At 54.0% G+C, this 26,889-nt stretch carries 23 protein-coding genes and 4 tRNA genes; 22 read left to right on the top strand and 5 right to left on the bottom strand.

From position 1 onward, the window contains the following. Positions 1-27: 27 nt before the first annotated feature. Both ppiC (NMC31_RS23860) and ppiC (NMC31_RS23855) read right to left on the bottom strand, forming a co-directional pair. Positions 28-309 (bottom strand): peptidylprolyl isomerase PpiC, encoded by a 282-nt coding sequence (gene ppiC / locus NMC31_RS23860; protein ID WP_108476931.1) that lies wholly within the window; start codon positions 307-309, stop codon positions 28-30. Between the two features lie 49 nt (positions 310-358). Next, positions 359-640: a peptidylprolyl isomerase PpiC gene (gene ppiC, locus NMC31_RS23855; protein WP_015966459.1), complete on the bottom strand. Its 282-nt coding sequence runs from the start codon at positions 638-640 to the stop codon at positions 359-361. A 101-nt stretch (positions 641-741) separates the two neighbouring features. On the opposite strand from ppiC (NMC31_RS23855), the gene NMC31_RS23850 reads away from it, so the two are divergent. Continuing rightward, entirely contained in the window at positions 742-1,428 is a 687-nt protein-coding gene (locus NMC31_RS23850; RefSeq protein ID WP_253899298.1) for a DUF7822 domain-containing protein, read from the top strand. A gap of 105 nt (positions 1,429-1,533) precedes the next feature. After that, positions 1,534-3,555, top strand: a complete 2,022-nt coding sequence (gene rep / locus NMC31_RS23845; protein WP_253899297.1) for a DNA helicase Rep — start codon at positions 1,534-1,536, stop codon at positions 3,553-3,555. Positions 3,556-3,650: 95 nt separating this feature from the next. Here rep and gppA read toward each other — a convergent pair whose 3' ends face one another. Together gppA and rhlB are read right to left on the bottom strand one after the other, a co-directional pair. Next, entirely contained in the window at positions 3,651-5,135 is a 1,485-nt protein-coding gene (gene gppA / locus NMC31_RS23840) for a guanosine-5'-triphosphate,3'-diphosphate diphosphatase (RefSeq protein WP_253899296.1), read from the bottom strand. A 6-nt stretch (positions 5,136-5,141) separates the two neighbouring features. Continuing rightward, positions 5,142-6,407 (bottom strand): ATP-dependent RNA helicase RhlB, encoded by a 1,266-nt coding sequence (gene rhlB / locus NMC31_RS23835; RefSeq protein ID WP_149464860.1) that lies wholly within the window; start codon positions 6,405-6,407, stop codon positions 5,142-5,144. Between the two features lie 142 nt (positions 6,408-6,549). Here rhlB and trxA point away from each other — a divergent pair, with 142 nt between their 5' ends. The 20 genes from trxA (at position 6,550) to NMC31_RS23735 (ending at position 25,004) form a co-directional block, all read left to right on the top strand. After that, a complete protein-coding gene (trxA, locus tag NMC31_RS23830; RefSeq protein WP_004386384.1) occupies positions 6,550-6,879 on the top strand; it encodes a thioredoxin TrxA in 330 nt (109 codons plus the stop codon). A 331-nt stretch (positions 6,880-7,210) separates the two neighbouring features. Then, positions 7,211-8,470 carry a transcription termination factor Rho gene (gene rho / locus NMC31_RS23825; RefSeq protein ID WP_001054528.1) on the top strand — a complete coding sequence of 420 codons (1,260 nt, stop codon included), beginning with the start codon at positions 7,211-7,213 and terminating at the stop codon, positions 8,468-8,470. 237 nt (positions 8,471-8,707) lie between these two features. Next, complete coding sequence (wecA, locus tag NMC31_RS23820; RefSeq protein WP_149464862.1) at positions 8,708-9,811, top strand: UDP-N-acetylglucosamine--undecaprenyl-phosphate N-acetylglucosaminephosphotransferase; 1,104 nt, start codon at positions 8,708-8,710, stop codon at positions 9,809-9,811. A 13-nt stretch (positions 9,812-9,824) separates the two neighbouring features. Beyond that, positions 9,825-10,871, top strand: a complete 1,047-nt coding sequence (gene wzzE, locus NMC31_RS23815; RefSeq protein WP_149464863.1) for an ECA polysaccharide chain length modulation protein — start codon at positions 9,825-9,827, stop codon at positions 10,869-10,871. Positions 10,872-10,928: 57 nt separating this feature from the next. Continuing rightward, the gene (gene wecB, locus NMC31_RS23810; RefSeq protein WP_253899295.1) at positions 10,929-12,059 is read left to right on the top strand and encodes a non-hydrolyzing UDP-N-acetylglucosamine 2-epimerase; all 1,131 of its coding nucleotides are present in this window, start codon (positions 10,929-10,931) and stop codon (positions 12,057-12,059) included. Continuing rightward, positions 12,056-13,318, top strand: a complete 1,263-nt coding sequence (gene wecC / locus NMC31_RS23805) for a UDP-N-acetyl-D-mannosamine dehydrogenase (protein ID WP_253899294.1) — start codon at positions 12,056-12,058, stop codon at positions 13,316-13,318. Before wecB ends, wecC begins: the two co-directional genes overlap by 4 nt. Continuing rightward, positions 13,315-14,382, top strand: coding sequence for a dTDP-glucose 4,6-dehydratase (gene rffG / locus NMC31_RS23800; RefSeq protein WP_253899293.1), 1,068 nt, complete (start codon positions 13,315-13,317; stop codon positions 14,380-14,382). The genes wecC and rffG overlap by 4 nt, the downstream gene beginning before the upstream one ends. A gap of 17 nt (positions 14,383-14,399) precedes the next feature. Further along, the gene (gene rfbA / locus NMC31_RS23795; RefSeq protein WP_253899292.1) at positions 14,400-15,281 is read left to right on the top strand and encodes a glucose-1-phosphate thymidylyltransferase RfbA; all 882 of its coding nucleotides are present in this window, start codon (positions 14,400-14,402) and stop codon (positions 15,279-15,281) included. After that, positions 15,259-15,933 (top strand): dTDP-4-amino-4,6-dideoxy-D-galactose acyltransferase, encoded by a 675-nt coding sequence (rffC, locus tag NMC31_RS23790; protein WP_253899291.1) that lies wholly within the window; start codon positions 15,259-15,261, stop codon positions 15,931-15,933. The genes rfbA and rffC overlap by 23 nt, the downstream gene beginning before the upstream one ends. Positions 15,934-15,937: 4 nt before the next feature. Beyond that, entirely contained in the window at positions 15,938-17,068 is a 1,131-nt protein-coding gene (gene rffA, locus NMC31_RS23785) for a dTDP-4-amino-4,6-dideoxygalactose transaminase (RefSeq protein WP_253899290.1), read from the top strand. Between the two features lies 1 nt (position 17,069). Continuing rightward, positions 17,070-18,320 carry a lipid III flippase WzxE gene (gene wzxE, locus NMC31_RS23780; protein WP_149464870.1) on the top strand — a complete coding sequence of 417 codons (1,251 nt, stop codon included), beginning with the start codon at positions 17,070-17,072 and terminating at the stop codon, positions 18,318-18,320. Beyond that, the gene (locus NMC31_RS23775; RefSeq protein WP_149464871.1) at positions 18,317-19,396 is read left to right on the top strand and encodes a TDP-N-acetylfucosamine:lipid II N-acetylfucosaminyltransferase; all 1,080 of its coding nucleotides are present in this window, start codon (positions 18,317-18,319) and stop codon (positions 19,394-19,396) included. The genes wzxE and NMC31_RS23775 overlap by 4 nt, the downstream gene beginning before the upstream one ends. Next, positions 19,393-20,733 carry an ECA oligosaccharide polymerase gene (gene wzyE, locus NMC31_RS23770; RefSeq protein WP_149464872.1) on the top strand — a complete coding sequence of 447 codons (1,341 nt, stop codon included), beginning with the start codon at positions 19,393-19,395 and terminating at the stop codon, positions 20,731-20,733. Before NMC31_RS23775 ends, wzyE begins: the two co-directional genes overlap by 4 nt. Positions 20,734-20,744: 11 nt before the next feature. After that, the gene (gene wecG / locus NMC31_RS23765; protein WP_253899289.1) at positions 20,745-21,485 is read left to right on the top strand and encodes a lipopolysaccharide N-acetylmannosaminouronosyltransferase; all 741 of its coding nucleotides are present in this window, start codon (positions 20,745-20,747) and stop codon (positions 21,483-21,485) included. 214 nt (positions 21,486-21,699) lie between these two features. Continuing rightward, the gene (thrP, locus tag NMC31_RS23760; RefSeq protein ID WP_149464874.1) at positions 21,700-23,085 is read left to right on the top strand and encodes a bifunctional threonine/serine APC transporter ThrP; all 1,386 of its coding nucleotides are present in this window, start codon (positions 21,700-21,702) and stop codon (positions 23,083-23,085) included. Positions 23,086-23,187: 102 nt separating this feature from the next. Beyond that, positions 23,188-23,264, top strand: a tRNA-Arg gene (locus NMC31_RS23755). Between the two features lie 56 nt (positions 23,265-23,320). Then, a tRNA-His gene (locus NMC31_RS23750) sits at positions 23,321-23,396 on the top strand. Between the two features lie 21 nt (positions 23,397-23,417). Beyond that, positions 23,418-23,504: transfer RNA gene (locus NMC31_RS23745), tRNA-Leu, on the top strand. A gap of 41 nt (positions 23,505-23,545) precedes the next feature. After that, positions 23,546-23,622, top strand: a tRNA-Pro gene (locus NMC31_RS23740). 143 nt (positions 23,623-23,765) lie between these two features. Continuing rightward, positions 23,766-25,004, top strand: a complete 1,239-nt coding sequence (locus NMC31_RS23735) for an anaerobic sulfatase maturase (RefSeq protein WP_253899288.1) — start codon at positions 23,766-23,768, stop codon at positions 25,002-25,004. Positions 25,005-25,041: 37 nt separating this feature from the next. On the opposite strand, the gene NMC31_RS23730 is transcribed toward NMC31_RS23735, so the two are convergent. Continuing rightward, positions 25,042-26,694, bottom strand: coding sequence for an arylsulfatase (locus NMC31_RS23730; RefSeq protein ID WP_253899287.1), 1,653 nt, complete (start codon positions 26,692-26,694; stop codon positions 25,042-25,044). Positions 26,695-26,889 lie beyond the last annotated feature (195 nt).

Genomic DNA, 26,889 nt, shown 5'->3' with positions numbered 1-26,889 from the left:
ACAGGGAGAGGGTTAGGGTGAGGGGCATTAGTTACGGTACAGCACCTTAATGATGTGATAGCCGAACTGGGTGTGCAGTGGGCCGGTTGGCTCCAGCACCGGGCAAGAGAACACCACTTTATCGAACGCCGGAACCATCTGCCCCTGACGGAATTCACCTAAATCACCACCGCGTTTGCCTGACGGGCAAATAGAGTGCTTCTTCGCCAGCTTGCCGAAATCGGCGCCGTTTTTAATTTGCTCCAGAAGATCCAGAGCGGTTTTCTCATCTTTAACCAGGATATGCAGTGCTGCTGCTGTTTTTGCCATGATATGCGCCTTCGAAAGGGGTCAATTAGGCTGGCGATTTTAGCATGCGTTATCGGCGATATAACACCTTGATGATGTGATAGCCAAATTTGGTTTTCACCGGCCCGTAAGGTTTCAGCAGTGGGCAACTGAAGACGGCGTCATCGAACGGTTTCACCATCATGCCTTGCTTGAATTCGCCTAAATCGCCGCCGTTGCGCCCGGACGGGCAGCTCGAATAGCGTTTTGCCAGATGGTCAAAGCTGACGCCGCGATCCAGCTTGGCGAGGATTTCAAGGGCGAGTTTTTCGGTTTTGACCAGGATATGCAGGGCTGCGGCGCTCTTTGCCATGGTGGCCTCGTATAGAATTTGTGATCCCTGCGTTATACAACAATAATCCAAAGAGAGTATGCTTATTATTTCGTATTGAAATTATTCGCAAGGAGTTAGCGATGGCCAATCGTGCCTATCTGTATAGCCTGAGTAACCGCCCCACCTCTTATTCCGATCGTCCTGAAAGTGTATCCAGTTTGTCTGAATGGGGTTATCTTGTTCCTCTTTCCTATCGCATTCTGATGTCAGGCGATCCTCAACTTTGCGCTTCACTCATTTCTGACGGTTTCGACGAAGAGCCTGCTGGAGAAAAAACGAAGCTGCATGCCATTAGTAGTGACTTTGAGATTGGCTTCGCAAGGTTAAAGAAATTTTTTACCGTTCTGAAGGCCGCTATCCCTGCCGCCGAAGCACCTTATCTCTCTGAAGAAATCACCGAAGCTCTGGATTTCCTGGAGTCCCATCGTAATAGGTATCTGTTACTTGAGACGATTGAGCTGGATATGATGACGGAAATCAGTGAGGCGGGACTTGAACAGAGAGTTAAGGATGAACTATCCAATTGCTTTATGGCTGGAATCGCGGTGAAGGCGCTTTCAGATAATGTTGATGAAGCAGTGGAACAGATGCGTCATGCGGGTGAGTTTTCTGCTGGTCTGGCGATGGTTCCTTTCAGCCTGCTCCAACTGAATAAAAATTATGATCGTAGTGACGATGGATATCCTGCCGGTGTAGGTTACTGGAGCGAGCATTTATACTTTGGTCTCTGGAATCGAGCTGAATTTGAAGCTTCTCTTCAGGATTAATATTTGATGTAACCCCGCGGCCACGTAGCCGCGGTTACCGGTCGACACTCCCTGCCTACTTTCTGCTACAATCCTCCCCCCGTTCGAAGACTGAGCAATATTCCTATGCGTTTAAACCCCGGCCAACAACACGCTGTCGAATTCGTTACCGGCCCCTGCCTGGTGCTGGCGGGCGCGGGTTCCGGTAAGACTCGCGTGATCACCAATAAAATCGCCCACCTGATCCACCAATGCGGCTATCAGGCGCGACACATTGCTGCGGTCACCTTTACCAATAAGGCGGCGCGCGAGATGAAAGAGCGTGTCGCGCAGACGCTGGGGCGCAAAGAGGCGCGTGGCCTGATGATCTCGACGTTCCACACCCTCGGGCTGGACATCATCAAACGCGAATATGCCGCATTGGGAATGAAATCCAACTTCTCTCTCTTTGACGATACGGATCAGGTCGCCCTGCTGAAGGATCTCACCGAAGGGTTGATTGAAGACGATAAAGTGCAGTTGCAACAGTTGATCTCGACGATCTCCAACTGGAAAAACGATCTGAAATCACCCGCGCAGGCGGCGGCTGGCGCGAAAGGCGAGCGGGATCGTATTTTTGCCCACTGCTATGGCCTGTACGACGCGCATATGAAAGCGTGCAATGTGCTCGACTTTGATGACCTGATTTTGCTGCCAACGCTGCTGCTGCAACGTAATGAAGAGGTGCGCGAGCGCTGGCAGAATAAAATTCGTTATCTGCTGGTGGATGAATATCAGGATACCAACACCAGCCAGTATGAACTGGTGAAGCTGCTGGTGGGGCAACGGGCGCGTTTTACAGTGGTGGGCGACGATGACCAGTCGATTTACTCCTGGCGCGGCGCGCGTCCGCAAAACCTGGTGCTGCTGAGCCAGGATTTCCCGGCGCTACAGGTGATTAAGCTTGAGCAAAACTACCGTTCCTCCGGTCGCATCCTGAAAGCGGCGAATATCCTGATCGCCAATAACCCGCATGTTTTTGAAAAACGTCTCTTCTCTGAGCTGGGTTATGGGAAAGAGCTCAAAGTGCTGAGCGCCAACAATGAAGAGCATGAAGCCGAGCGCGTAACCGGCGAGCTGATCGCCCATCACTTCGTGAACAAAACGCAGTATAAGGATTACGCCATCCTTTATCGCGGCAACCATCAGTCGCGGGTGTTCGAAAAATTCCTGATGCAGAACCGCATCCCGTATAAAATTTCCGGCGGCACGTCGTTTTTCTCGCGTCCGGAAATTAAAGATCTGCTGGCCTATTTACGCGTGCTGACCAACCCGGACGACGACAGCGCGTTCCTGCGTATCGTTAACACGCCAAAGCGTGAAATCGGTGCGGCAACCATGCAAAAGCTGGGTGAGTGGGCGATGACTCGCAACAAAAGTCTGTTTGCCGCCAGCTTTGATATGGGCCTGACGCAGACGCTCACCGGGCGCGGGTACGAATCCTTAACCCGATTCACCCACTGGCTGGGCGAAGTGCAGCGCCTGTCTGAACGTGAGCCTATCGCGGCGGTGCGCGACCTTATCCACGGTATTGATTACGAGTCCTGGCTGTTTGAAACCTCCTCCAGCCCAAAAGCCGCCGAAATGCGCATGAAAAACGTCAATACGCTGTTTGGCTGGATGACGGAAATGCTGGAAGGCAGCGAAATCGACGAGCCGATGACCCTGACGCAAGTGGTCACCCGTTTTACGCTGCGCGATATGATGGAGCGCGGGGAAAGCGAGGAAGAGCTGGATCAGGTGCAACTGATGACCCTGCACGCGTCTAAAGGCCTGGAATTCCCGTATGTGTTCCTGGTCGGGATGGAAGAGGGATTATTGCCGCATCAGAGCAGTATCGATGAAGATAACGTTGATGAAGAGCGCCGCCTGGCCTACGTGGGCATTACCCGCGCGCAGAAGGAGCTGATCTTTACCCTGTGCAAAGAGCGCCGTCAGTACGGCGAACTGGTGCGCCCGGAGCCGAGCCGCTTTTTACTGGAACTTCCGCAGGATGATTTACAGTGGGAGCAGGAACGGAAAGTGGTCAGCGCGGAAGAGCGGATGCAGAAAGGGCAGAGCCATCTGGCGAATCTGAAAGCGATGATGGCGGCAAAACGCGGTCAATAAAACAATGCCGGGTGATGACCCGGCTTACAACTTATTGATATAGCAAAATTTCTCTGTCGGTCGGATAAGCGAAGCGCCATCCGACATCTGCTTTCTTACTGCACGATCAAAGGCCAGTGCACATAGCTCTGCCACTGACACTCCTGATCGACAATCTCTTTACCCAACGGATGATGTTCCAGCCAGCCCGCAGGTAGTCTCAGCGTTAACGTCTCTTCATTGGCTGTAATCGTGATTTGCGGCAAAAGATCGTCGCGGCGGCGGTTAGCAAAGATAATCGCCAGGCGCAGCAGACGACACAGATGCTCGGCCACGCGTGGCGGCACGGCATTTTGCTGATGCAGCGACGAGAGATCGATAGCATTGGTTTGGTTGAGCAGCAGCGTCGCCAGCAGTTTTTTCTGCGCGGGCGTAAAGCCTGGCAAATCAAGATTGCGTACCAGATACGCCGCATGTGCTGGCGCTTGTTTGAAATCGACGCTCAAACCAATTTCATGAAGATGGCATGCACTGAGCAGCAGTTCGCGGCTTAATGGCTCAATATCCCACAGACTTTCTACTTGATCGGCGAAGTGAGATGCCAGTTGCGACACGCGCGCCGCCTGTTCGGTATCGACAATAAACCGGCGCTGCACGTTGCGCAGCGTGCGGCTGCGGATGTCTTCATCCACAGCCAGGTGAAGCATGCCGTAAACCAGGCCTTCACGCAGGGCACCACCGGCCAGCGTCATACACTGGATATTCAGTTCAGTGAAAATGGCGATTAAAATCGCCAGACCGCTCGGGAACACTAACGCGCGTTCCAGCGTAAGGCCTTCAATTTCCAGCTCTTCCAGACGTCCACACTGAATCGCGCGTTGTTTTAACTGCTGAAGTTTGGCAAGCGTGATGCGCTCGTCCATCCCCTGCGCCATCATGATTTCCTGCAACGCCTGTACCGTACCCGACGCTCCTACGCACACTTTCCAGCCGTGCATGCGCAGCTCATCAGCGACCGGACGGAGCACATCGCGCGCGGCTTTTTCCGCTTCGTCGAAGTTTTCCTGCGCCAGATTACGATCGGTAAAGAAACGCTCAAGCCAGGTAACGCAACCCATCGACAGGCTGAACAGCGAAGTGGTTTGCGCACCTTTGCCCGTGACCAGCTCGGTACTGGCGCCGCCGATATCGACGACCAGACGACGATCGTCGCCGCCGGTGGTATGCGCCACACCCTGATAAATCAGGCGCGCTTCTTCTTCACCGCGAATCACCTGCACCGGGCAGCCAAGAATGTCCTGCGCTTTATCGAGGAAATCTTGTGCATTAACGGCCAGACGAAGCGTCGCGGTTGCGACGACGCGGATTTGCGGTTGGGGAATATCCTGTAAACGTTCGGCAAACAGGCGCAGGCATTGCCATCCACGCTCCATCGCTTCTGCCGACAGAATATTGTCGCTGCTGAGGCCAGCAGCCAGACGGACTTTGCGCTTGATGCGCGTCAGCGTCTGAATACTTCCAGCCACCTCACGAACAACCAGCATATGGAAACTATTGGAACCAAGGTCTATAGCTGCATACAGCGAGGTGGAGCTGGGCATATTCTTTTAACCTGAACGACGACGATTACGCGGCGCACCGGAACGGCGCGGACCATTGCCCTGACGCACGCGCGTCAGACGTAACGGTTTCGGCAGTTCGGTTAACAGCGCATCAGGATTGTACTTACTGACCGGAATGGAGTGGCCGATATAGGCCTCAATCGCCGGCAGGTTCAGCGCGTACTCTTCACAGGCGAGGCTGATGGAGTGACCGCGCGCGCCCGCGCGACCGGTACGGCCAATGCGGTGAACGTAGTCTTCGCAGTCGTCCGGAAGATCGTAGTTAAAGACGTGCGTAACGGCAGGAATATGCAGGCCGCGCGCAGCAACGTCGGTCGCAACCAGAATATCGAGGTCGCCACGGGTAAATTCTTCGAGAATACGCAGGCGTTTTTTCTGCGCCACATCGCCGGTCAGCAGACCTACGCGATGGCCATCTGCCGCCAGGCTTCCCCAGATATCTTCACAACGGTGCTTGGTGTTGGCGAAGATAATGGTGCGATCTGGCCACTCTTCTTCTAACAGCGTTTGCAGCAAACGCATTTTTTCTTCGTTAGACGGATAGAAAAGCTCTTCTTTAATACGGTGGCCCGTTTTCTGCTCAGGCTCGACTTCAACGTATTCGGCGTTGTTCATCTGTTCGAACGCCAGTTCGCGAACACGGTAAGAAAGGGTGGCAGAGAACAGCATGTTCAGGCGCTGGTTGGCTGGCGGCATACGACGGAACAGCCAGCGAATATCTTTAATGAAGCCCAGATCGTACATGCGATCGGCTTCGTCCAGCACAACAACCTGAATTGCCGCGAGGTTAATATGGTTTTGCTTCGCGTAGTCGATCAGACGGCCAGTGGTGCCGATAAGAATATCGACGCCGCTTTCCAGCACTTTCAGCTGTTTATCGTAGCCGTCGCCACCGTAGGCCAGCCCCAGTTTCAGGCCCGTTGCCTGAGCCAGCGGCTCGGCATCGGCGTGAATCTGCACGGCGAGCTCACGCGTCGGCGCCATGATCAGCGCGCGCGGTTGGTTCACCTGGCGGTCAGCAATTGCCGGGTGAGAAAGAAGATAATGAAACGTCGACGTCAGAAACGCCATCGTTTTCCCGGTACCGGTTTGCGCCTGCCCGGCAACATCACGGCCCGCCAGCGTCAGCGGGAGTGCGAGTGCCTGAATGGGCGTACAATTATGAAACCCTTTAGTTTCAAGGGCTTCAATCACCTTCGGGTGCAGGGCGAAGTCGGAAAACTTCTGTTCTGTTAAATGTGTTTTGCTCATAGTGTGGTAGAATATCAGCTTACTATTGCATTAAGAAAGCGTATCCGGTGAAATAACGTCAACCTTTGTTGGCGAAAGTAGAATCAACACGCCGTTGATTAATGCTACACAACACATCAGGCTTATTCCTGTGGAGTTATATATGAGCGATAAAATTATTCACCTGACTGACGACAGTTTTGACACGGACGTACTCAAAGCTGACGGGCTGACACTCGTCGATTTCTGGGCAGAGTGGTGTGGTCCGTGCAAAATGATCGCCCCGATTCTGGATGAAATCGCTGACGAGTATCAGGGTAAACTGACCGTTGCTAAACTGAACATCGATCAGAACCCGGGCACCGCGCCGAAGTATGGCATTCGTGGTATCCCAACCCTGCTGCTGTTCAAGAACGGCGAAGTGGCTGCAACCAAAGTGGGCGCACTGTCCAAAGGTCAGCTGAAAGAGTTCCTCGACGCTAACCTGGCGTAAGAGATCCTTAAACGGGCGTGCAGTGGTCCTAAAATAGCCAGGACTCTGGACGCCCGGCTTCAGTCGTGCTAAGTTAACTTTGACTTCGTTTTAAACATATCTTTGTTTGAATCTTGTTCGACCCGATACTTCCCGTTGGTACAACGCGTGAAGTTGACAGATTCCTGGCTTGTCACTCTTTCCGTCTTGTCGTTTCAGCTCTGTGTACGCTCTTGTTACCAGACCGCGAACAGACATGAGTTGATGGCCGTAAACAGGCATGGATGACCCTGCCATACCATTCACAACATTAAGTTCGAGTATTACCCCGAGTTTAAGAACCCACACCATTATGAATCTTACCGAATTAAAGAATACGCCGGTTTCTGAGCTGATCACTCTCGGCGAAAATATGGGGCTGGAAAACCAGGCTCGTATGCGCAAGCAGGACATTATTTTTGCCATCCTGAAGCAGCACGCAAAGAGTGGCGAAGATATCTTTGGTGATGGCGTACTGGAGATATTGCAGGATGGATTTGGTTTCCTCCGCTCTGCAGACAGCTCCTACCTCGCCGGTCCTGATGACATCTACGTTTCCCCCAGCCAAATCCGCCGTTTCAACCTCCGCACAGGTGATACCATCTCTGGTAAGATTCGTCCTCCGAAAGAGGGTGAGCGTTACTTTGCGCTGTTGAAAGTTAACGAAGTTAACTACGATAAGCCGGAAAACTCGCGCAACAAGATCCTGTTCGAGAACTTGACCCCACTGCACGCAAACTCTCGTCTGCGCATGGAACGTGGTAACGGTTCTACCGAAGATTTAACCGCACGTGTGCTGGATCTGGCCTCGCCAATTGGCCGTGGTCAGCGTGGTCTGATTGTCGCGCCGCCGAAAGCCGGTAAAACCATGCTGCTGCAGAACATCGCGCAGAGCATCGCTTACAACCATCCAGACTGCGTACTGATGGTACTGCTGATTGACGAACGTCCGGAAGAAGTCACCGAGATGCAGCGTCTGGTAAAAGGTGAAGTTGTCGCTTCTACCTTTGATGAACCGGCATCTCGCCACGTTCAGGTTGCGGAAATGGTTATCGAGAAGGCGAAACGCCTGGTTGAGCACAAGAAAGACGTTATCATTCTGCTCGACTCCATCACCCGTCTGGCGCGTGCTTACAACACCGTCGTTCCGGCTTCCGGTAAAGTGTTGACCGGTGGTGTGGACGCCAACGCCCTGCATCGTCCGAAACGCTTCTTCGGTGCGGCGCGTAACGTGGAAGAGGGCGGCAGCCTGACCATCATCGCAACGGCGCTTATTGATACCGGCTCCAAAATGGACGAAGTTATCTACGAAGAGTTTAAAGGTACAGGCAACATGGAACTGCACCTCTCTCGTAAGATTGCTGAAAAACGCGTCTTCCCGGCTATCGACTACAACCGTTCCGGTACCCGTAAAGAAGAGCTGCTCACCACCCAGGAAGAGCTGCAGAAAATGTGGATCCTGCGCAAAATCATTCACCCGATGGGCGAAATCGATGCCATGGAATTCCTCATCAATAAACTGGCGATGACCAAAACCAACGACGACTTCTTCGACATGATGAAACGTTCGTAAACATCGTTGAGTAGAAAAACGCCACGCTTAGCGTGGCGTTTTTGTTTTTCGCTTCCATACTGTCAATTAATAACAAATTTATCACTGATAGTTATCCTTAACGGCGACAGGATTGCTTTGTTTGTAGAATTGGTTGTAAATCAGTCGATTTTAGGCAAATCTCATCCGACTTCCTCTTCTGATGAAGGCCTATCGTGGGTATACTTTCGCTATTAATATTCTCTGCGAGTATATATTGTGAGTTTGCTGACCGTCGGTGCTGATCTGATCAGTATTTTCTTGTTCACAACCCTGTTCCTCTTTTTTGCACGTAAAGCGGCAAAAAAAGTGGGTTTGGTGGACAAACCTAACTACCGTAAGCGTCACCAGGGATTAATTCCGTTGGTTGGCGGGATTTCTGTGTACGCAGGGATCTGCTTCACCTTCGGTATCGTGGATTACTACATCCCTCACGCTGGACTCTACCTGGCCTGTGCCGGTGTTCTGGTGTTTATCGGCGCGCTGGATGACCGCTTTGATATCAGCGTGAAAATCCGCGCCACGATTCAGGCGCTGATCGGCATCGTGATGATGGTGGTGGGCAAACTCTATCTCAGTAGCCTCGGTTATATCTTCGGTTCATGGGAACTGGTGCTGGGGCCGTTTGGTTTCTTCCTGACGCTATTCGCCGTGTGGGCCGCCATCAACGCCTTTAATATGGTGGATGGTATTGATGGCCTGCTGGGCGGGCTTTCCTGTGTCTCCTTTGCGGCGATGGGGCTGATTCTGTGGTTTGACGGACAGACCAGCCTGGCGATGTGGTGCTTTGCGATGATTGCCGCCATCCTGCCGTATATCATGCTCAACCTCGGTATCCTTGGCCGCCGTTATAAAGTCTTTATGGGGGATGCGGGCAGTACGCTTATCGGCTTTACCGTTATCTGGATCCTGCTGGAAACCACGCAGGGGCAGCGTCACCCGATTAGTCCGGTTACGGCCTTGTGGATTATTGCGATTCCGTTGATGGACATGGTTGCCATCATGTATCGTCGTCTGCGCAAAGGGATGAGCCCATTCTCTCCAGACCGTCAGCACATTCATCACCTGATCATGCGAGCCGGTTTTACTTCCCGTCAGGCATTTGTCCTAATTACGCTTGCCGCTGCGCTTCTGGCCTCCATTGGTGTGGCCGCGGAGTATACTCACATCGTGCCGGAATGGGCCATGCTGATATTATTTTTGGCTGCTTTTTTCCTGTATGGTTACTGCATCAAAAGAGCGTGGAAAGTGGCGCGTTTTATCAAACGCGTGAAGCGCAGAATGCGCCGCAACAGTGGCAAAACACAAAACTTAACCAAGTAATACTGGGGATGTAATGACTCAACCATTACCGAAAGCGCCGCTGCAAGGTGCTGAGAATGAACTGGATATTCGCGGTCTGTTTCGCGCGTTGTGGTCGGGAAAACGTTGGATTATTGGCTTTGCGGTTTTGTTTGCCGTCATCGTCCTGATTTATACCTTTTTTGCCCGTCAGGAGTGGAGCGCTACGGCGATCACCGATCGCCCAACGGTGAACATGCTGGGCGGCTACTATTCCCAGCAGCAATTCCTGCGTAATCTTGATGCGAAGGCGAGTCCGGCAGGCACTATCCAGCCTTCGGTAATGGATGAGGCGTATAAAGAGTTCATCATGCAACTCGCCTCATGGGATACGCGTCGCGATTTCTGGTCGCAGACCGATTACTACAAGCAGCGCATGGTGGGGAATTCTCGCGCCGACGCGGCGTTGCTTGATGATTTGATTAACGACATTCAGTTTATGCCGGGCGACGTGCTGAAAAGCGTGAGCGACAGTGTGAAGCTGACGGCGGAAACCGCGCCGGACGCCAACAACCTGTTGCGTCAGTACGTGGCATTTGCCAGCCAGCGCGCGGCGGGTCATCTTAACGATGAGCTTAAAGGCGCCTGGGCGGCACGCACTATCCAGATGAAAGCGCAGGTCAAACGCCAGGAAGAAGTGGCGCAGACCATCTTTAAACGCCGCATCCATAGTGTAGAATCTGCGCTGAAAGTCGCGGAGCAACACAATATTTCACGCAGTGAAACGGACGTTCCCGCCGAGGAACTCCCGGATTCCGAACTGTTCATGCTGGGCCGCCCGATGTTGCAGGCGCGTCTGGAAAACCTTCAGGCCAGCGGGCCGACTTACGATCTGGATTACGATCAGGGTCGCGCCATGCTCAACACGCTCAATGTTGGCCCAACACTCGACCCGCGCTTTCAGACATATCGTTATTTGCGTACGCCAGAAGAACCTGTAAAACGCACCAGTCCACGCCGCGCATTCCTGATGGTGATGTGGGGTATCGTGGGTGCGCTGGTCGGTGCGGGTGTTGCGCTGACGCGTCGTCGCGTCCAGTAACTGCATCGTCATAATGAAGGACGATGGGCCTGTCTCATCCAATCGAAGAGAATCGATGTGAAAGTACTGACTGTATTTGGTACGCGTCCGGAGGCGATCAAGATGGCGCCTCTGGTTCATGCGCTGGCAAGAGATCCTCATTTTGAGGCCAAAGTCTGTGTCACCGCACAGCATCGCGAGATGCTCGATCAGGTGCTAAATCTCTTCTCCATTGTCCCTGATTACGACCTCAACATTATGCGTCCGGGTCAGGGGCTGACAGAAATTACCTGCCGAATCCTGGAAGGATTAAAACCGGTTCTGGAATCATTTAAACCGGACGTCGTGCTGGTGCACGGCGACACCACCACCACCGTGGCTGCGAGTCTGGCCGCTTTCTATCAACGTATTCCGGTCGGTCACGTTGAAGCCGGGCTGCGGACGGGTAATCTCTACTCACCGTGGCCGGAGGAAGCCAACCGTACCCTGACCGGGCATCTGGCCATGTATCACTTCGCGCCAACGGAAACGTCGCGCCAGAATCTGCTGAAAGAGAACATTGCTGACACCCGTATTTTTGTCACCGGCAACACGGTCATTGATGCGCTATTTTGGGTGCGCGATCGCGTGCTGAGCAATGAAACGCTGCGCAATACGTTGTCACAGCGTTATCCTTTCTTAGCCAACGGTAAAAAGATGATTCTGGTTACCGGCCATCGCCGCGAAAGTTTTGGCCGTGGATTTGAACACATCTGCCATGCGCTGGCCGAAATCGCGGCTACCCATCCGGATGTGCAAATTGTTTATCCTGTGCACTTGAATCCGAACGTGAGTGAGCCCGTGAACCGCATTCTGGGCCATGTCGACAACGTCATTCTGATTGAGCCGCAGGATTACCTGCCTTTCGTCTGGTTGATGAATCACGCCTGGCTTATCCTCACGGATTCCGGCGGGATTCAGGAGGAAGCGCCGTCGTTGGGTAAACCGGTGCTGGTGATGCGTGACGCTACCGAGCGCCCGGAAGCCATTGATGCCGGTACGGTGCGTCTGGTGGGCACAGACAGCCGTAAGATTGTCGAAGAAGTGTCACGGCTACTGTGCGATGAAAACGAATATCAGGCGATGAGCCGGGCACATAACCCATATGGTGATGGCCAGGCGTGTGAACGTATCTTATCAGCCCTCAAAAATAATCAGGTAACGCTATGAGTTTCTCTACCATCTCGGTAATTGGTCTTGGCTATATTGGCCTCCCTACTGCTGCGGCCTTTGCATCACGGGAAAAACAGGTCATCGGCGTGGATATCAACCAGCACGCGGTTGATACGATTAACCGTGGCGAAATTCATATTGTTGAGCCCGATCTCGACAACGTTGTTAAGACAGCGGTAAGCGCAGGCCACCTGCGTGCGACCACCACGCCTGTTGAAGCCGACGCGTACCTGATTGCTGTGCCGACGCCGTTTAAAGGCGATCATGAGCCGGATATGGTCTTTGTTGAAGCGGCGGCGAAGTCGATTGCGCCGGTGCTGAAAAAAGGCGCACTGGTGATCCTCGAGTCGACCTCCCCGGTGGGCGCGACGGAGCAAATGGCCGCCTGGCTGGCTGATTTGCGCCCGGACCTCACCTTCCCGCAGCAGGCAGGTGAGCAGGCGAATATCAACATCGCCTACTGCCCGGAGCGCGTATTGCCGGGGCAGGTGATGGTCGAACTCATCAAAAATGACCGCGTCATTGGTGGTATGACGCCGGTGTGTTCCGCGCGCGCCAGCGAGCTGTACAACATTTTCCTCGAAGGCGAATGCGTGGTGACCAACGCCCGCACGGCGGAGATGTGCAAGCTGACAGAAAACAGCTTCCGAGACGTGAATATCGCCTTTGCCAACGAACTGTCGCTGATTTGCGCCGATCAGGGCATCAACGTCTGGGAACTGATTCGCCTTGCGAACCGCCACCCGCGCGTAAACATTTTGCAACCAGGTCCGGGTGTTGGCGGCCACTGCATCGCCGTCGACCCGTGGTTTATCGTGGCACAGAACCCGCAGCAGGCGCGTCTGATTCGCACCGCTCGTGAAGTGAACGATCACAAACCATTCTGGGTGATTGACCAGGTCAAAGCCAACGTGGCGGATTGCCTGGCGGCAACCAACAAACGCGCCAGCGAACTGAAAATTGCCTGCTTCGGCCTGGCATTTAAACCGAACATTGATGACCTGCGTGAAAGCCCGGCCATGGAAATCGCCGAACTGATTGCCCAATGGCATGCCGGTGAAACGCTGGTCGTTGAACCGAATATTCATCAATTGCCGAAAAAACTCGACGGACTGTGTTCGCTGGTTTCCACCGCTGACGCGCTGTCTCAGGCAGACGTGATCGTCATGCTGGTTGATCACAATGAATTTAAAGCCATCGCCGCCGAGAGCGTGACGCAATCCTTTATCGTTGATGCGAAAGGGGTGTGGCGTTGAAACGGATTCTGGTCACCGGCGGGGCCGGTTTTATCGGCTCCGCGGTCGTGCGGCATATTATCGAACAGACGGCGGATGCCGTCGTGGTCGTCGATAAACTCACCTATGCGGGAAATCTGGCGTCGCTGGCTCCTGTTGCCAACAGTGAGCGTTTTGCGTTTGAGCAGGTCGATATCTGTGACAGTGCGGCGCTCACGCGCGTCTTTAGCGAATACCAGCCTGATGCGGTAATGCATCTGGCGGCAGAGAGCCATGTCGATCGTTCGATCGACGGCCCGGCCGCTTTTATCGAAACCAATATCGTCGGCACCTATACACTGCTGGAAGTGGCGAGAAGCTACTGGAATACGCTGGCAGAAGAAAAGAAATCGGCGTTTCGCTTCCATCATATCTCGACCGATGAAGTGTATGGCGACCTGCATTCCGTGGATGATTTCTTTACCGAAACCACACCGTACGCGCCCAGTAGCCCTTATTCCGCGTCGAAGGCAAGCAGCGACCATCTGGTGCGCGCATGGCTGCGTACCTATGGTCTGCCCACGCTCATCACCAACTGTTCCAACAACTATGGCCCGTATCACTTCCCGGAAAAACTGATCCCGTTAATGATCCTCAACGCGCTGGCGGGAAAACCGCTTCCTGTGTACGGCAATGGTCAGCAGATCCGCGACTGGCTGTATGTGGATGACCATGCGCGCGCGCTTTATCGGGTAGCGACGGAGGGTGCCGTAGGCGAAACCTACAATATTGGCGGCCATAATGAGCGTAAAAACCTTGAGGTGGTTGAGACTATTTGTGCCCTGCTTGAAGAGCTGGTGCCACACAAGCCGCAGGGCGTTGCACACTATCGCGATCTCATTACTTATGTTGCCGACCGTCCGGGGCACGACCTGCGTTATGCAATCGATGCGTCGAAAATCGAACGTGAACTGGGCTGGGTGCCTGAAGAGACGTTCGAAAGCGGAATGCGCAAAACCGTGCAATGGTATCTTGCCAACGAAACCTGGTGGAAACAGGTGCAGGACGGCAGCTACCAGGGCGAACGTTTGGGTCTGAAGGGTTAACCCGGAGGAGAAAACGGATGAAAGGTATTATTCTGGCTGGCGGGTCTGGTACTCGCCTGCATCCTATTACGCGCGGCGTATCGAAACAGCTACTGCCTGTCTATGATAAGCCGATGATTTACTATCCGCTGTCTGTGCTGATGCTGGCAGGGATCCGCGAAATCCTGATTATTACCACGCCTGAAGATAAAGGCTATTTCCAGCGCCTGCTGGGCGACGGCAGCGAATTCGGTATTCATCTCGAATATGCTGAACAGCCGAGCCCGGATGGGCTGGCGCAGGCGTTTATCATTGGCGAAACGTTCCTCAATGGTGAACCTTCTTGCCTGGTGCTGGGCGATAACATCTTCTTTGGCCAGGGCTTTAGCCCGAAACTACGCACCGTCGCTACGCGAAGCGAAGGCGCAACGGTCTTTGGCTATCAGGTGATGGACCCGGAACGTTTCGGTGTGGTGGAATTTGACGACAACTTCCGCGCGATTTCGCTGGAAGAAAAACCGAAGCAGCCAAAATCCAATTGGGCAGTAACCGGCCTCTATTTCTACGACAGTAATGTGGTGGAGTATGCGAAACGGGTAAAACCTTCCGAGCGCGGTGAGCTGGAGATTACCTCTATCAACCAGATGTACCTGGATGAAGGGAAACTCACGGTCGAGTTGCTGGGGCGTGGCTTTGCCTGGCTCGATACCGGCACGCATGACAGCCTGATTGAAGCGAGCATGTTCGTACAGACGGTTGAAAAACGACAGGGGTTCAAAATCGCCTGTCTGGAAGAGATCGCCTGGCGCAACGGCTGGCTGGACGACGAAGGCGTTAAACGCGCTGCTGCTCAGCTTGCCAAAACGGGCTACGGCCAATATCTGCTGGAGCTGCTTCGTGCCCGTCCACGCCAGTATTGAACCGCTGAGCTGGGAGAACCAGTTCTTCGGCATTAACAGCGCGAAGGTTATTTTTGACGAACAGGCCGCGCCGTTGACGCCTGAAGCGCTGGACGGCTGGTCACGCGTACAGGCGAAAATTGCCGCCCATCAGACGGACCAACTGGATGCGTTACAACAGTTGGGTTTTCAACTGGTGGAGGGCGAGGTGGATTTGGCGCTGACGGTAACCACCGTTGCCCGTTCATCTGCCGGGGTGGCGACGGTTGACGATATTCCACAACTCCGCCAGCTTGCCGCGCAGGCATTCGCCCAAAGTCGTTTTCGCGCGCCGTGGTATGCCATCGACGCCAGCGGGCGGTTTTACGCGCAGTGGATTGAAAACGCAGTAAAAGGTACGTTCGACGATCAATGTCTGGTTTTTCGACGTGATGACGGCACGATCCGCGCATTTGTTTCCCTGCGTGAAGTGAACGCCAGTGAGGCGCGTATTGGCCTTTTGGCCGGGCGCGGCGCGGGAGCAGAATTAATGCTGGCGGCACTGTGCTGGGCACAAAATCGCGGCCTGTCGACGTTGCGGGTGGCGACGCAAATCGGCAACACCGCCGCACTGAAACGCTACATTCAAAGCGGGGCGAATATTGTCAGCACCGCATACTGGTTATACAGGTGACACCATGATTCCATTTAACGCCCCGCCGGTGGTGGGAACCGAACTCGACTATATGCAATCCGCGATGGCTAGCGGCAAACTGTGCGGCGATGGCGGTTTTACCCGTCGCTGCCAGCAGTGGATGGAGCAGCATTTTGGTAGTGCGAAAGTGCTGCTGACGCCGTCTTGCACCGCATCGCTGGAGATGGCGGCGCTGCTGCTGGATATCCAGCCGGGCGATGAAGTGATCATGCCCAGCTACACCTTCGTTTCCACCGCCAACGCGTTTGTGCTGCGTGGGGCCAAAATCGTCTTTGTCGATGTGCGCAAAGACACCATGAATATCGACGAAACGCTGATTGAAGCGGCGATCACCGATAAAACCCGCGCGATTGTGCCGGTGCATTACGCAGGTGTGGCCTGTGAGATGGACACCATTATGGCCATCGCGAAAAAGCATAATTTGTTTGTCGTTGAAGACGCCGCGCAGGGGGTGATGTCGACCTACAAAGGCCGCGCGCTGGGATCTATCGGTCATATCGGCTGCTTTAGCTTCCATGAAACGAAAAACTACACCGCGGGCGGGGAAGGTGGCGCGACGTTAATCAACGATAAAGCGCTGGTAGAACGCGCGGAGATCATCCGCGAGAAAGGCACCAACCGCAGCCAGTTTTTCCGTGGCCTGGTGGACAAATACACCTGGCGCGATATTGGCTCCAGCTACCTGATGTCTGATTTGCAGGCGGCCTATTTATGGGCGCAACTGGAAGCCGCTGAGCGCATCAACCAGCAGCGTCTGGCGCTGTGGCAAACCTACTATGATGCGCTGCAACCACTGGCGAAAGCCGGGCGAATTGAGCTGCCCTCGGTGCCGGAAAACTGCGGCCACAATGCGCACATGTTCTATATCAAGCTGCGCGATAACGACGATCGCAGCAAGCTTATCGCCTTCCTGAAAGAAGCAGAGATTCTGGCGGTATTCCATTACATTCCGCTGCACACTTGCCCGGCGGGTGAGAAGTTTGGTGAATTCCATGGAGAAGATCGTTTCACTACTCAGGAAAGCGAGCGCTTGCTCCGTCTGCCGTTGTTCTACAATCTGGCGGCGGTCAATCAGCGAACGGTGATCAACACGCTGCTGAATTACTTCGCCTGATATGTCGCTGGCTAAAGCTTCTATGTGGACCGCCGCGTCCACACTGGTAAAAATTGGCGTTGGCCTGCTGGTGGTTAAACTGCTGGCGGTGTCATTCGGGCCGTCAGGCGTTGGGCAGGCGGGTAACTTCCGTCAAATGGTCACGGTGCTTGGCGTGCTGGCGGGCGCAGGGATTTTTAACGGCGTAACGAAATTTGTTGCCCAGCATCATGATGACCCGGCGCAGCTACGTAAAGTGGTCGGCACGTCGTCAGCGATGGTGCTGGGGTTTTCCACGCTGCTCGCCATTGTTTTCCTGTTGGCCGCCGCACCTATCAGCCAGGGGCTGTTTGGTCACACGGAGTATCAGGGACTGGTGCGTCTGGTTGCGCTGGTGCAGATGGGCATCGCGTGGGCGAACCTGCTGCTGGCATTGATGAAAGGCTTTCGCGATGCGGCGGGCAATGCGCTTTCGCTGATTGCCGGGAGCGTTATCGGCGTCGTGGCCTATTACGCGTGCTATCGCTTTGGTGGCTATCAGGGCGCGCTGCTCGGTCTGGCGCTGGTGCCGGCGCTGATTGTTATTCCGGCGGCGGTGATGTTGACGCGCCGTGGTACCCTTCCGTGGGGATATCTGAAGCCGCAATGGGACAAGTGGCTTGCCGGGCAATTAGGTAAATTCACCCTGATGGCGCTCATCACCTCGGTCACGCTGCCCGTGGCATATGTGATGATGCGAAACCTGATGGCGGCGCATTACAGCTGGGATGAAGTGGGGATCTGGCAGGGGGTGAGCAGTATCTCTGACGCCTATCTGCAATTTATTACCGCGTCTTTTAGCGTCTATCTGCTGCCAACGTTATCGCGCTTAACGGGAAAATCGGAGATCACCCGCGAAATTCTTCGTTCGTTGAAGTTTGTCTTACCCGCTGTCGCGGCGGCGAGCTTTACCGTTTGGGTGTTGCGTGATTTTGCCATCTGGCTGCTCTTCTCCGCGAAGTTTGCCGCCATGCGCGACCTGTTTGCGTGGCAGCTGGTGGGTGATGTGCTGAAGGTTGGGGCTTACGTATTCGGTTATCTGGTGATTGCCAAAGCGTCTCTGCGCCTGTATATCCTTGCGGAAATCAGCCAGTTCACGCTGTTAACGGCGTTTTCACACTGGCTGATCCCGGCGCATGGCGCACTGGGCGCGGCACAAGCCTATATGGCAACCTACATTGTTTATTTCGCCCTTTGTTGCGGCGCGTTTTTAATCTGGCGTAAACGGCTATGACAGCACTGATACATGTACTGGGATCGGATATCCCTCACCACAACCAGACCGTACTGCGTTTCTTTGCCGAGGAACTGGCGAGCGTAAGTGAGCATGCGCGTCGGTTTATGGTGGTGAGTCGCGACGAAAGCCTTGCGGCGGCATTTCCTGCCCTGGCCATCGAGTGTTACCCCGATAAAGCAACGCTGGCGAAAGCAGTCGTCGCGCGGGCAAAGGCGTCACGCGCGCAGCATTTCTTTTTCCACGGTCAGTTCAATACTGGCTTGTGGCTGGCGTTGCTGAGCGGCGGTATTAAACCTGCGCAGGTTAGCTGGCATATCTGGGGAGCGGATCTCTACGAGGTTTCTCAGGGGCTGAAGTTCCGTCTGTTCTATCCATTGCGCCGCATGGCGCAGGGGCGAGTGGGACGAGTGTTCGCCACGCGCGGCGATCTCAGTTATTTTTCCCGTTTGCACCCGCGCGTGCCCGGCGAGCTGCTCTACTTCCCGACTCGTATGGACCCGGCCTTAAATACGCTGGCGCCGGATGCGCCGCGTAGCGGAAAACTTACCATTCTGGTGGGGAATTCCGGCGATCGCAGCAATGAACATATCGCCGCGCTGAAGGCGGTACATCAGCAGTTTGGCGACACGGTCACGGTGATTGTGCCGATGGGCTATCCGGCCAATAACGATGCGTATATTAGCGAGGTCCGTGCCGCGGGTCTGGCGCTGTTCAGCGAAGAAAATCTGCAAATCCTCAGCGAAAAGCTGGAGTTCGATGACTATCTGACATTATTACGCCGCTGCGATTTGGGCTACTTTATTTTTGCCCGCCAGCAGGGCATTGGCACGCTGTGTCTGTTGATCCAGGCGGGCGTACCCTGCGTGCTCAACCGGCAGAATCCCTTCTGGCAGGATATGACCGAGCAGCACATCCCGGTACTGTTTACCGAAGACGCGCTGGATGAAGCGGTCGTGCGTGAGGCCCAGCGTCAGTTGGCGCTGGTTGATAAAAGTGCGATTGCTTTCTTCCGCCCGAACTATCTTGCGCCCTGGCATTGTGCCTTGCGTTTAGCCGCCGGAGAGCCGACATGACGGAAATGCAATTCACCGGCCTGTTGGTCGTTTGGCTGCTGTCATCGCTGTTTATCGGCACGCTCACGTGGTTTGAATTCCGCCGGGTGCGTTTTAACTTCAACGTTTTCTTCTCGTTGCTGTTTTTACTGACGTTCTTCTTCGGCTTCCCGCTCACCTGTACGCTGGTGTTCCGCTTCGATGTCGGTGTTGCGCCGCCTGATGTCCTGCTGCAAACGCTGCTGGCGTCAGTCTGCTTCTACGCCGTGTACTATGTCAGCTATAAAACGCGCCTACGTCCGGCCTCGTCCACGTCGCCGCGCAGGCCGCTGTTTACCATGAACCGGGTGGAAACGAACCTGACGTGGATCCTGCTGATGGGGCTGGCGCTGCTGACCGTTGGCATCTTCTTTATGCATAACGGCTTCCTGCTGTTTAAGCTGCGCTCGTACAGCCAGATTTTCTCCAGTGAAGTTTCCGGCGTAGCGCTGAAGCGTTTCTTTTACTTCTTTATTCCGGCGATGCTGGTGGTGTACTTCCTGCGTCCTGGCTGGAAAGCGTGGATTTTCTTCCTGCTCAGCACCGTCGCATTTGGTTTGCTGACCTACGCCATCGTTGGCGGCACGCGCGCGAACATTATTATCGCCTTCGCCATCTTCCTGTTTATCGGCATTATTCGCGGCTGGATCTCTCTGTGGATGCTGGTGGCAGCGGGCGTAATGGGCATTGTCGGCATGTTCTGGCTGGCGCTGAAGCGCTATGGCATGAATGTAAGCGGCGACGAAGCGTTTTACACTTTCCTCTATCTGACGCGCGACACCTTCTCGCCGTGGGAAAACCTGGCGCTGTTGTTGCAGAACTACGACAAAATCGAGTTCCAGGGGCTGGCGCCGATTGCGCGCGACTTCTATGTTTTCATCCCGACCTGGCTGTGGCCGGACCGTCCAGGCATTGTGCTCAATACCGCTAACTACTTCACCTGGGAAGTCCTGAATAACCACTCCGGGCTGGCGATTTCACCCACGCTGATTGGGTCGCTGGTGGTGATGGGCGGCGTATGGTTTATTCCACCAGGCGCGGTAGTGGTGGGGCTTATCATTAAATGGTTCGACTGGCTCTACATGCTTGGCAATGAAGAGACTAACCGCTATAAAGCGGCCATTCTGCACAGTTTCTGTTTTGGCGCTATCTTCAATATGATTGTGCTGGCAAGGGAAGGGCTGGATTCATTCGTTTCGCGCGTGGTCTTTTTCCTGATTGTTTTCGGCCTCTGTTTACTGGTGGCAAAAATGTTGTACTGGCTGTTTGAAAGCGCGGGGCTGGTTCACCAGCGATTTAAACAGTTTAAGCATGTTTGAAAAGGATACTCATGACTGATTCACATACCGCGCCAACCTACGAGCTGCGCGGTCTGAAGCTTGTCGGCTGGCGCAACATGCAACATGCGCTGGACTTTCTGTATGCCGATGGGCAGCTCAAAAGCGGTACGCTGGTGGCGATTAACGCTGAGAAAATGCTCACGGCGGAAGATAACGCGGAGGTCCGTACCCTCATTAACGCAGCGGAATATAAATATGCCGATGGCATTAGCGTGGTGCGCTCGGTACGCAAAAAATATCCGCAGGCGGACGTTTCACGCGTTGCCGGGGCCGATCTCTGGGAAGCCTTAATGGAACGGGCGGGCAGAGAGGGTACGCCCGTCTTTCTGGTGGGCGGCAAACCGGAAGTGATGGCACAGACGGAAGCGAAGCTGCATCAGCAGTGGAACGTGAATCTGGTCGGCACGCAGGACGGTTACTTTAAACCAGAACAACGGCAGGCGCTGTTTGAGCGTATTCGCGACAGCGGGGCGAAAATCGTTACCGTTGCCATGGGCTCGCCTAAGCAGGAGATCCTGATGCGCGACTGTCGCGAAATCTATCCGGATGCGCTCTATATGGGCGTGGGCGGCACCTACGATGTCTTTACTGGCCACGTTAAGCGCGCGCCGAAGTTCTGGCAGAATCTGGGGCTGGAGTGGCTTTATCGCCTGCTTTCACAGCCAAGCCGCATTACCCGCCAGCTTCGCCTGCTGCGCTATCTGCGCTGGCACTATACCAATCAGCTGTAATCCCTTCCTGAAAATGTGAATGGTTGTGCACTATTTGCGCGATTCATTCACATCTTTAATACTTTATTTGCCATTTATCAAAAATTGTTAAACCATTCGCCCCCTTGATGGAAAATCCGTCGGTTTTTTGTTATCTCCCTACCCGTCAACGCAATGCGTTATACACATAAAAATAACCGGCAATGACCGGAATCATGCAAACACAAGAGGATTTATGGCAGAGAAAAAACCGGAGCTCCAGCGCGGTCTGGAAGCCCGTCACATCGAATTAATCGCCCTTGGCGGCACCATCGGTGTCGGCCTGTTTATGGGCGCCGCAAGCACGCTGAAGTGGGCCGGTCCGTCGGTACTGCTGGCCTATATTCTGGCTGGTATATTCGTCTTCTTCATCATGCGCTCAATGGGCGAGATGTTGTTTATCGAGCCGGTCACCGGGTCGTTCGCCGTTTACGCGCACCGCTATATGAGCCCCTTCTTTGGCTATCTCACCGCCTGGTCCTACTGGTTTATGTGGATGGCGGTGGGGATCTCGGAAATTACCGCCATTGGCGTCTATGTACAGTTCTGGTTCCCGGAGATGGCGCAGTGGATACCGGCGCTGATTGCTGTCGGGCTGGTGGCGCTGGCGAACCTGGCTGCGGTGCGTCTGTATGGTGAAATCGAATTCTGGTTTGCGATGATCAAAGTCACCACCATTATTGTGATGATTGTGATTGGCCTCGGCGTGATCTTCTTTGGTTTTGGTAACGGCGGCCACTCGATTGGTTTCGACAACCTGACGGCTCACGGCGGCTTCTTTGCGGGCGGCTGGAAAGGCTTCCTGACGGCGCTCTGTATCGTGGTTGCCTCGTATCAGGGCGTTGAATTGATCGGCATGACGGCAGGTGAAGCGAAAAACCCGCAGGTCACGCTGCGCAGCGCGGTGGGTAAAGTGCTGTGGCGTATCCTGATTTTCTATGTTGGCGCAATCTTTGTCATTGTCACCATCTTCCCGTGGAATGAAATCGGCACCAACGGCAGCCCGTTTGTTCTGACCTTCGCGAAGATTGGGATTACCGCTGCAGCGGGCATTATCAACTTTGTTGTGCTGACGGCGGCGCTTTCTGGTTGTAATAGCGGGATGTACAGCTGCGGCCGTATGCTCTATGCGCTGGCGAAGAATCGTCAGCTTCCGGCTGCAATGGCGAAAGTATCGCGTAGCGGCGTTCCGGCAGCGGGCGTGGCGCTCTCAATCGTGATTCTGCTGATTGGCTCGTGCCTCAACTACATTATTCCTAACCCGCAGCGCGTGTTCGTGTACGTATATAGCGCCAGCGTTCTGCCGGGGATGGTACCGTGGTTTGTGATTCTGATTAGTCAGATTCGTTTCCGCCGCGCGCATAAAGAGGCGATTGCCAGCCATCCGTTCCGCTCGCTGCTCTTCCCGTGGGCCAACTATTTAACGATGGCGTTCCTGGTTTGTGTGCTGATCGGCATGGGAATCAACGAAGATACGCGCCTGTCGTTGGTTGTCGGCATTCTCTTTTTAGCGATTGTCACGCTGGTTTATAAAGTTTTTGGCCTGAATCGGGGCGTAGATCTGCAAAAAGTGGAGAAATAAGCGACAAAACGCACAAAGCATGAGCAAACGATAATTTTCTTTAAAAAGGCACTAGACAGCGGGGTAGGAAGTCCGTAATATCCGACCCCGCAACGGCGCTAAGCGCCCGTAGCTCAGCTGGATAGAGCGCTGCCCTCCGGAGGCAGAGGTCTCAGGTTCGAATCCTGTCGGGCGCACCATTTACCCGGTGCTGGAGCTGCGGTGGTTTTGAAGACCGCGTAAAAGATTTGTAGTGGTGGCTATAGCTCAGTTGGTAGAGCCCTGGATTGTGATTCCAGTTGTCGTGGGTTCGAATCCCATTAGCCACCCCATTATTTAAAAGTTGTGACAATGCGAAGGTGGCGGAATTGGTAGACGCGCTAGCTTCAGGTGTTAGTGTTCTTACGGACGTGGGGGTTCAAGTCCCCCCCCTCGCACCACGACTTTAAAGATTGAACTAAAAATTCAAAAAGCAGTATTTCGGCGAGTAGCGCAGCTTGGTAGCGCAACTGGTTTGGGACCAGTGGGTCGGAGGTTCGAATCCTCTCTCGCCGACCAATTTTGAACCCCGCTTCGGCGGGGTTTTTTGTTTTCTGCGCGTCGCGCACATTTCTGAATTTCTCCCCATTCGCAAAAAACGCCCCTTTCGCCGCGCTGCACATCACTATGATGGCGGATTCTGATGCTTAAGGATGGCGACGATGTCACAACAGATCCCAATCCGCGCGTTTCATGCGATGGCGAAACCCAGCGGATCCGAATGCAACCTCAACTGTACTTACTGTTTTTACCTGGAAAAACAGGCGCTCTATCCTGACGCCAGCGCGTGCTCGCGAATGAACGATGCGACGCTGGATGCCTACATCAAAAACTATATTGCTGCCGTTGAAGGGCAGGCGGATGTTGCATTTACCTGGCAGGGAGGCGAGCCAACGCTTTTAGGTCTCGACTTTTACCGCCGCGCGGTGGCGTTACAGGCGAAATATGGCGCAGGCCGACGCATCAGCAACAGTTTCCAGACCAACGGCGTGCTGCTGGATGACGCGTGGTGTACTTTTTTCCGTGAAAACCACTTTTTAATTGGCCTGTCGCTGGATGGTCCGGCGGATATTCACAACGCATATCGGCTGACAAAAGGTGGAAGACCGACGCACAAACTGGTAATGCGCGCGCTGTCGTTGCTGCAAAAGCATGGCGTCGACTATAACGTGCTGGCCTGCGTCAATCGGCATAGCGCGCTGGAACCGCTCAACGTTTATGATTTTCTCTGCGACGCCGGGGTGAAGTTCATCCAGTTTATACCCGTGGTTGAACGACATGCCGGGGCGTGGGAAGCCAATGTGGGGCTTTCTCTGCACGGGCCGGGAAGTGAACAGGCGGTAAAGGGTGTTACGGCGTGGTCTGTTCGCCCGAAAGAGTATGGCGAGTTTCTGACGGCGGTGTTCGATAGCTGGATCCAGCGTGATGTTGGCACTATCTTTGTGATGAACATTGAATGGGCTTTTGCCAACTTTGTCGGCGCGCCAGGTGCCGTATGCCATCATCAGCCCACCTGCGGGCGCTCGGTGGTGGTGGAGCATAACGGTGATGTTTATGCCTGCGATCACTACGTTTACCCGGAATTTCAACTGGGGAACATTCATCATGATACGTTTGCAGAGATGATTGATTCATCCGCCCAGCAGCAGTTTGGCCAGGATAAATATGCGCGTTTACCCATGGCCTGCCAGCAATGCGAGGTATTAAGAGCCTGCTGGGGAGGCTGTCCGAAGCATCGCTTTATGCCGGGAAATGACGGCGAGATGAATTATCTCTGCGAGGGTTTCCGTCACTACTTCCGCCATTTGCCGCCCTATCTGAACGCCATGCGCGACCTGCTTGCCAGCGGTCGTCCGGCCAGCGATATCATGAAGGCACATCTCATTTTTCCGCAAAAATAAAAAAAGCCCGCCGAGGTTCGGCGGGCCTGTATAAGCGTTACAGCTTAACCTGCACTTTAGGTGGGTACTTCTTCAGAATTTCCATATAGGCATGGGCTTCGGTCTGCAACGGTACGCCCATCGGGATGTGACGTACGCCAACAGAATCCGACTCCTGCGGATCGGTATACAGATTAAATACCATTGATCCGGCCGTTTGCATCACGGCCCCGGTAAAGCCACCCTGATAGCCGCTCTGGGTAAAGGCATACGGCTGCTGAATGACCATATGGTATTTGAACTCATCCATACGGATCGCCGCCAGTTGACCGTTCAGGAAGTAATGCTCAGCCTTACGATTAGACTGGCCATTATCACCGACGAAGAACGAGGTTTGATCCACGCCGTCAATAAAGGTGGTTTTAGGAACCAGTTTAGTCAGCTCCGCACCCGGGTGACCGGCAAGGCTCAACGCGGTGGGGAAGAGGTCAGCCAGATCGACAATACCGTCCGATTTACGCGGCTGAATCATGCCTTTCCAGTAAACGAAGGTGGGTACGCGTACGCCGCCCTCCCAGGTTGATCCTTTAGAGCCGCGGAACGGTGTACGTCCGTGTGGAGGAACTTCCGCTTCCGGGCCATTGTCGGAAGTAAAGACAATCAGCGTGTTGTCCAGTTGACCATTTTTCTCCAGCGTTTTATACAGGTTGGCGAAAACGTCGTTCATCTCAACCATGCAATCGCCGTAGGAGGTGCGTGCCGGGGAGCTGCCCGCGTATTTAGCATTTGGATAGTTATCGAAGTGGCAACCACGTGTACCGTAGTAGAGGAAGAACGGTTTATCGCTTTTCGCCATCTTATTGATAAAGTCGACGCCGTATTTCATCCAGCGCTGGTCAAGATCTTCCATATATTTTGGCGTGATATCAGCGACCGCTTCTTGCTTACCGCCGCGCACAGCGTGAACATCATCTTTGCTGAACGGCAGTTTTTTGATGTATTCCGAACGTGCCGGGCTGAGCGCGACTTCCGGGTTAACATGTACGTCACGCCACTCGGTGTACATATCCGACACGGAGTTGAAGCCACGGAAATCATCAAAGCCGACGTTCTGCGGCTGCGAGCCTTCGTTTTCCCCCATATGCCATTTACCAATGGCCTGGGTCACGTAGCCTTGATCGTGCAACAGCTGTGGAAGCGTAGTCAGCCCTTCAAGCCCGCCAGGCATGCCGTACATGGGTGGCATCAAAATGCCGTGGTGAACGGAATACTGCCCGGTCAGAATCGTGGCGCGGGTGGGGGAAGAGCTTGGTTGTGAATAAGCAGAGGTCAGGATTAACCCCTGGCTGGCAACGGCGTCGATATCCGGCGTTGGGTTGCCCACCGCCACACCACCGCCGTTAAAGCCGACATCCATCCAGCCCACATCGTCGAGGATAAATATCACGACGTTCGGTTTTTTACCGGTTTTTTTTTGCAACTCAGCCAGTTTCTGTTGTGTTTGTTTGTCCTGCGCCGGGTGCTGCATAACCGGCATCAGGTTGTCGGCAATTTTGGTTGCCGGGGTAACAAGGTACTGATTAGGGTGATCGTACCCTGCGAAGCCTTGACGCATAGTGGCGGAAGCAGGGGTATCAGCAGCGCTGGCGAGTACGGGAATTGCTGCGGCCATCGCGACAACCAGCAATTTTGGTGAAAAAGAAAAGTCCATTATTGATGCTCCAGTTTCATATCATCCACATGAAGGAGTAATTGCGTAGTGGTACACAAAAATATTAATTTGATAAATGGATAAAAATATTTTTATGTCGAGATTATCCTACTCGTAGCCTGTCTATTTTGTAAGATAAAAAGAAAGCATCTCTTTGATTATTACTGCTATTTTATATTCTCGATATTAATATAA

The organism is Pseudocitrobacter vendiensis (genome assembly GCF_943590815.1).
In the GTDB taxonomy this organism is placed as follows: Bacteria; Pseudomonadota; Gammaproteobacteria; order Enterobacterales; family Enterobacteriaceae; genus Pseudocitrobacter; species Pseudocitrobacter vendiensis.
This window is presented reverse-complemented; position numbering and strand designations above follow the sequence as displayed.

What these genes read in the sequence shown, in the direction of transcription:
- wecC (WP_253899294.1), top strand. Translation starts at nt 12,056, where the DNA reads ATGAGTTTCTCTACCATCTCGGTAATTGGTCTTGGCTATATTGGCCTC.
- NMC31_RS23775 (WP_149464871.1), top strand. Translation starts at nt 18,317, where the DNA reads ATGACAGCACTGATACATGTACTGGGATCGGATATCCCTCACCACAAC.
- ppiC (WP_015966459.1), bottom strand. Translation starts at nt 640, where the DNA reads ATGGCAAAGAGCGCCGCAGCCCTGCATATCCTGGTCAAAACCGAAAAA.
- rho (WP_001054528.1), top strand. Translation starts at nt 7,211, where the DNA reads ATGAATCTTACCGAATTAAAGAATACGCCGGTTTCTGAGCTGATCACT.
- NMC31_RS23730 (WP_253899287.1), bottom strand. Translation starts at nt 26,694, where the DNA reads ATGGACTTTTCTTTTTCACCAAAATTGCTGGTTGTCGCGATGGCCGCA.
- ppiC (WP_108476931.1), bottom strand. Translation starts at nt 309, where the DNA reads ATGGCAAAAACAGCAGCAGCACTGCATATCCTGGTTAAAGATGAGAAA.
- wzzE (WP_149464863.1), top strand. Translation starts at nt 9,825, where the DNA reads ATGACTCAACCATTACCGAAAGCGCCGCTGCAAGGTGCTGAGAATGAA.
- rfbA (WP_253899292.1), top strand. Translation starts at nt 14,400, where the DNA reads ATGAAAGGTATTATTCTGGCTGGCGGGTCTGGTACTCGCCTGCATCCT.
- NMC31_RS23850 (WP_253899298.1), top strand. Translation starts at nt 742, where the DNA reads ATGGCCAATCGTGCCTATCTGTATAGCCTGAGTAACCGCCCCACCTCT.
- NMC31_RS23735 (WP_253899288.1), top strand. Translation starts at nt 23,766, where the DNA reads ATGTCACAACAGATCCCAATCCGCGCGTTTCATGCGATGGCGAAACCC.
- trxA (WP_004386384.1), top strand. Translation starts at nt 6,550, where the DNA reads ATGAGCGATAAAATTATTCACCTGACTGACGACAGTTTTGACACGGAC.
- wecG (WP_253899289.1), top strand. Translation starts at nt 20,745, where the DNA reads ATGACTGATTCACATACCGCGCCAACCTACGAGCTGCGCGGTCTGAAG.
- rep (WP_253899297.1), top strand. Translation starts at nt 1,534, where the DNA reads ATGCGTTTAAACCCCGGCCAACAACACGCTGTCGAATTCGTTACCGGC.
- wzyE (WP_149464872.1), top strand. Translation starts at nt 19,393, where the DNA reads ATGACGGAAATGCAATTCACCGGCCTGTTGGTCGTTTGGCTGCTGTCA.
- thrP (WP_149464874.1), top strand. Translation starts at nt 21,700, where the DNA reads ATGGCAGAGAAAAAACCGGAGCTCCAGCGCGGTCTGGAAGCCCGTCAC.
- wzxE (WP_149464870.1), top strand. Translation starts at nt 17,070, where the DNA reads ATGTCGCTGGCTAAAGCTTCTATGTGGACCGCCGCGTCCACACTGGTA.
- gppA (WP_253899296.1), bottom strand. Translation starts at nt 5,135, where the DNA reads ATGCCCAGCTCCACCTCGCTGTATGCAGCTATAGACCTTGGTTCCAAT.
- rhlB (WP_149464860.1), bottom strand. Translation starts at nt 6,407, where the DNA reads ATGAGCAAAACACATTTAACAGAACAGAAGTTTTCCGACTTCGCCCTG.
- rffA (WP_253899290.1), top strand. Translation starts at nt 15,938, where the DNA reads ATGATTCCATTTAACGCCCCGCCGGTGGTGGGAACCGAACTCGACTAT.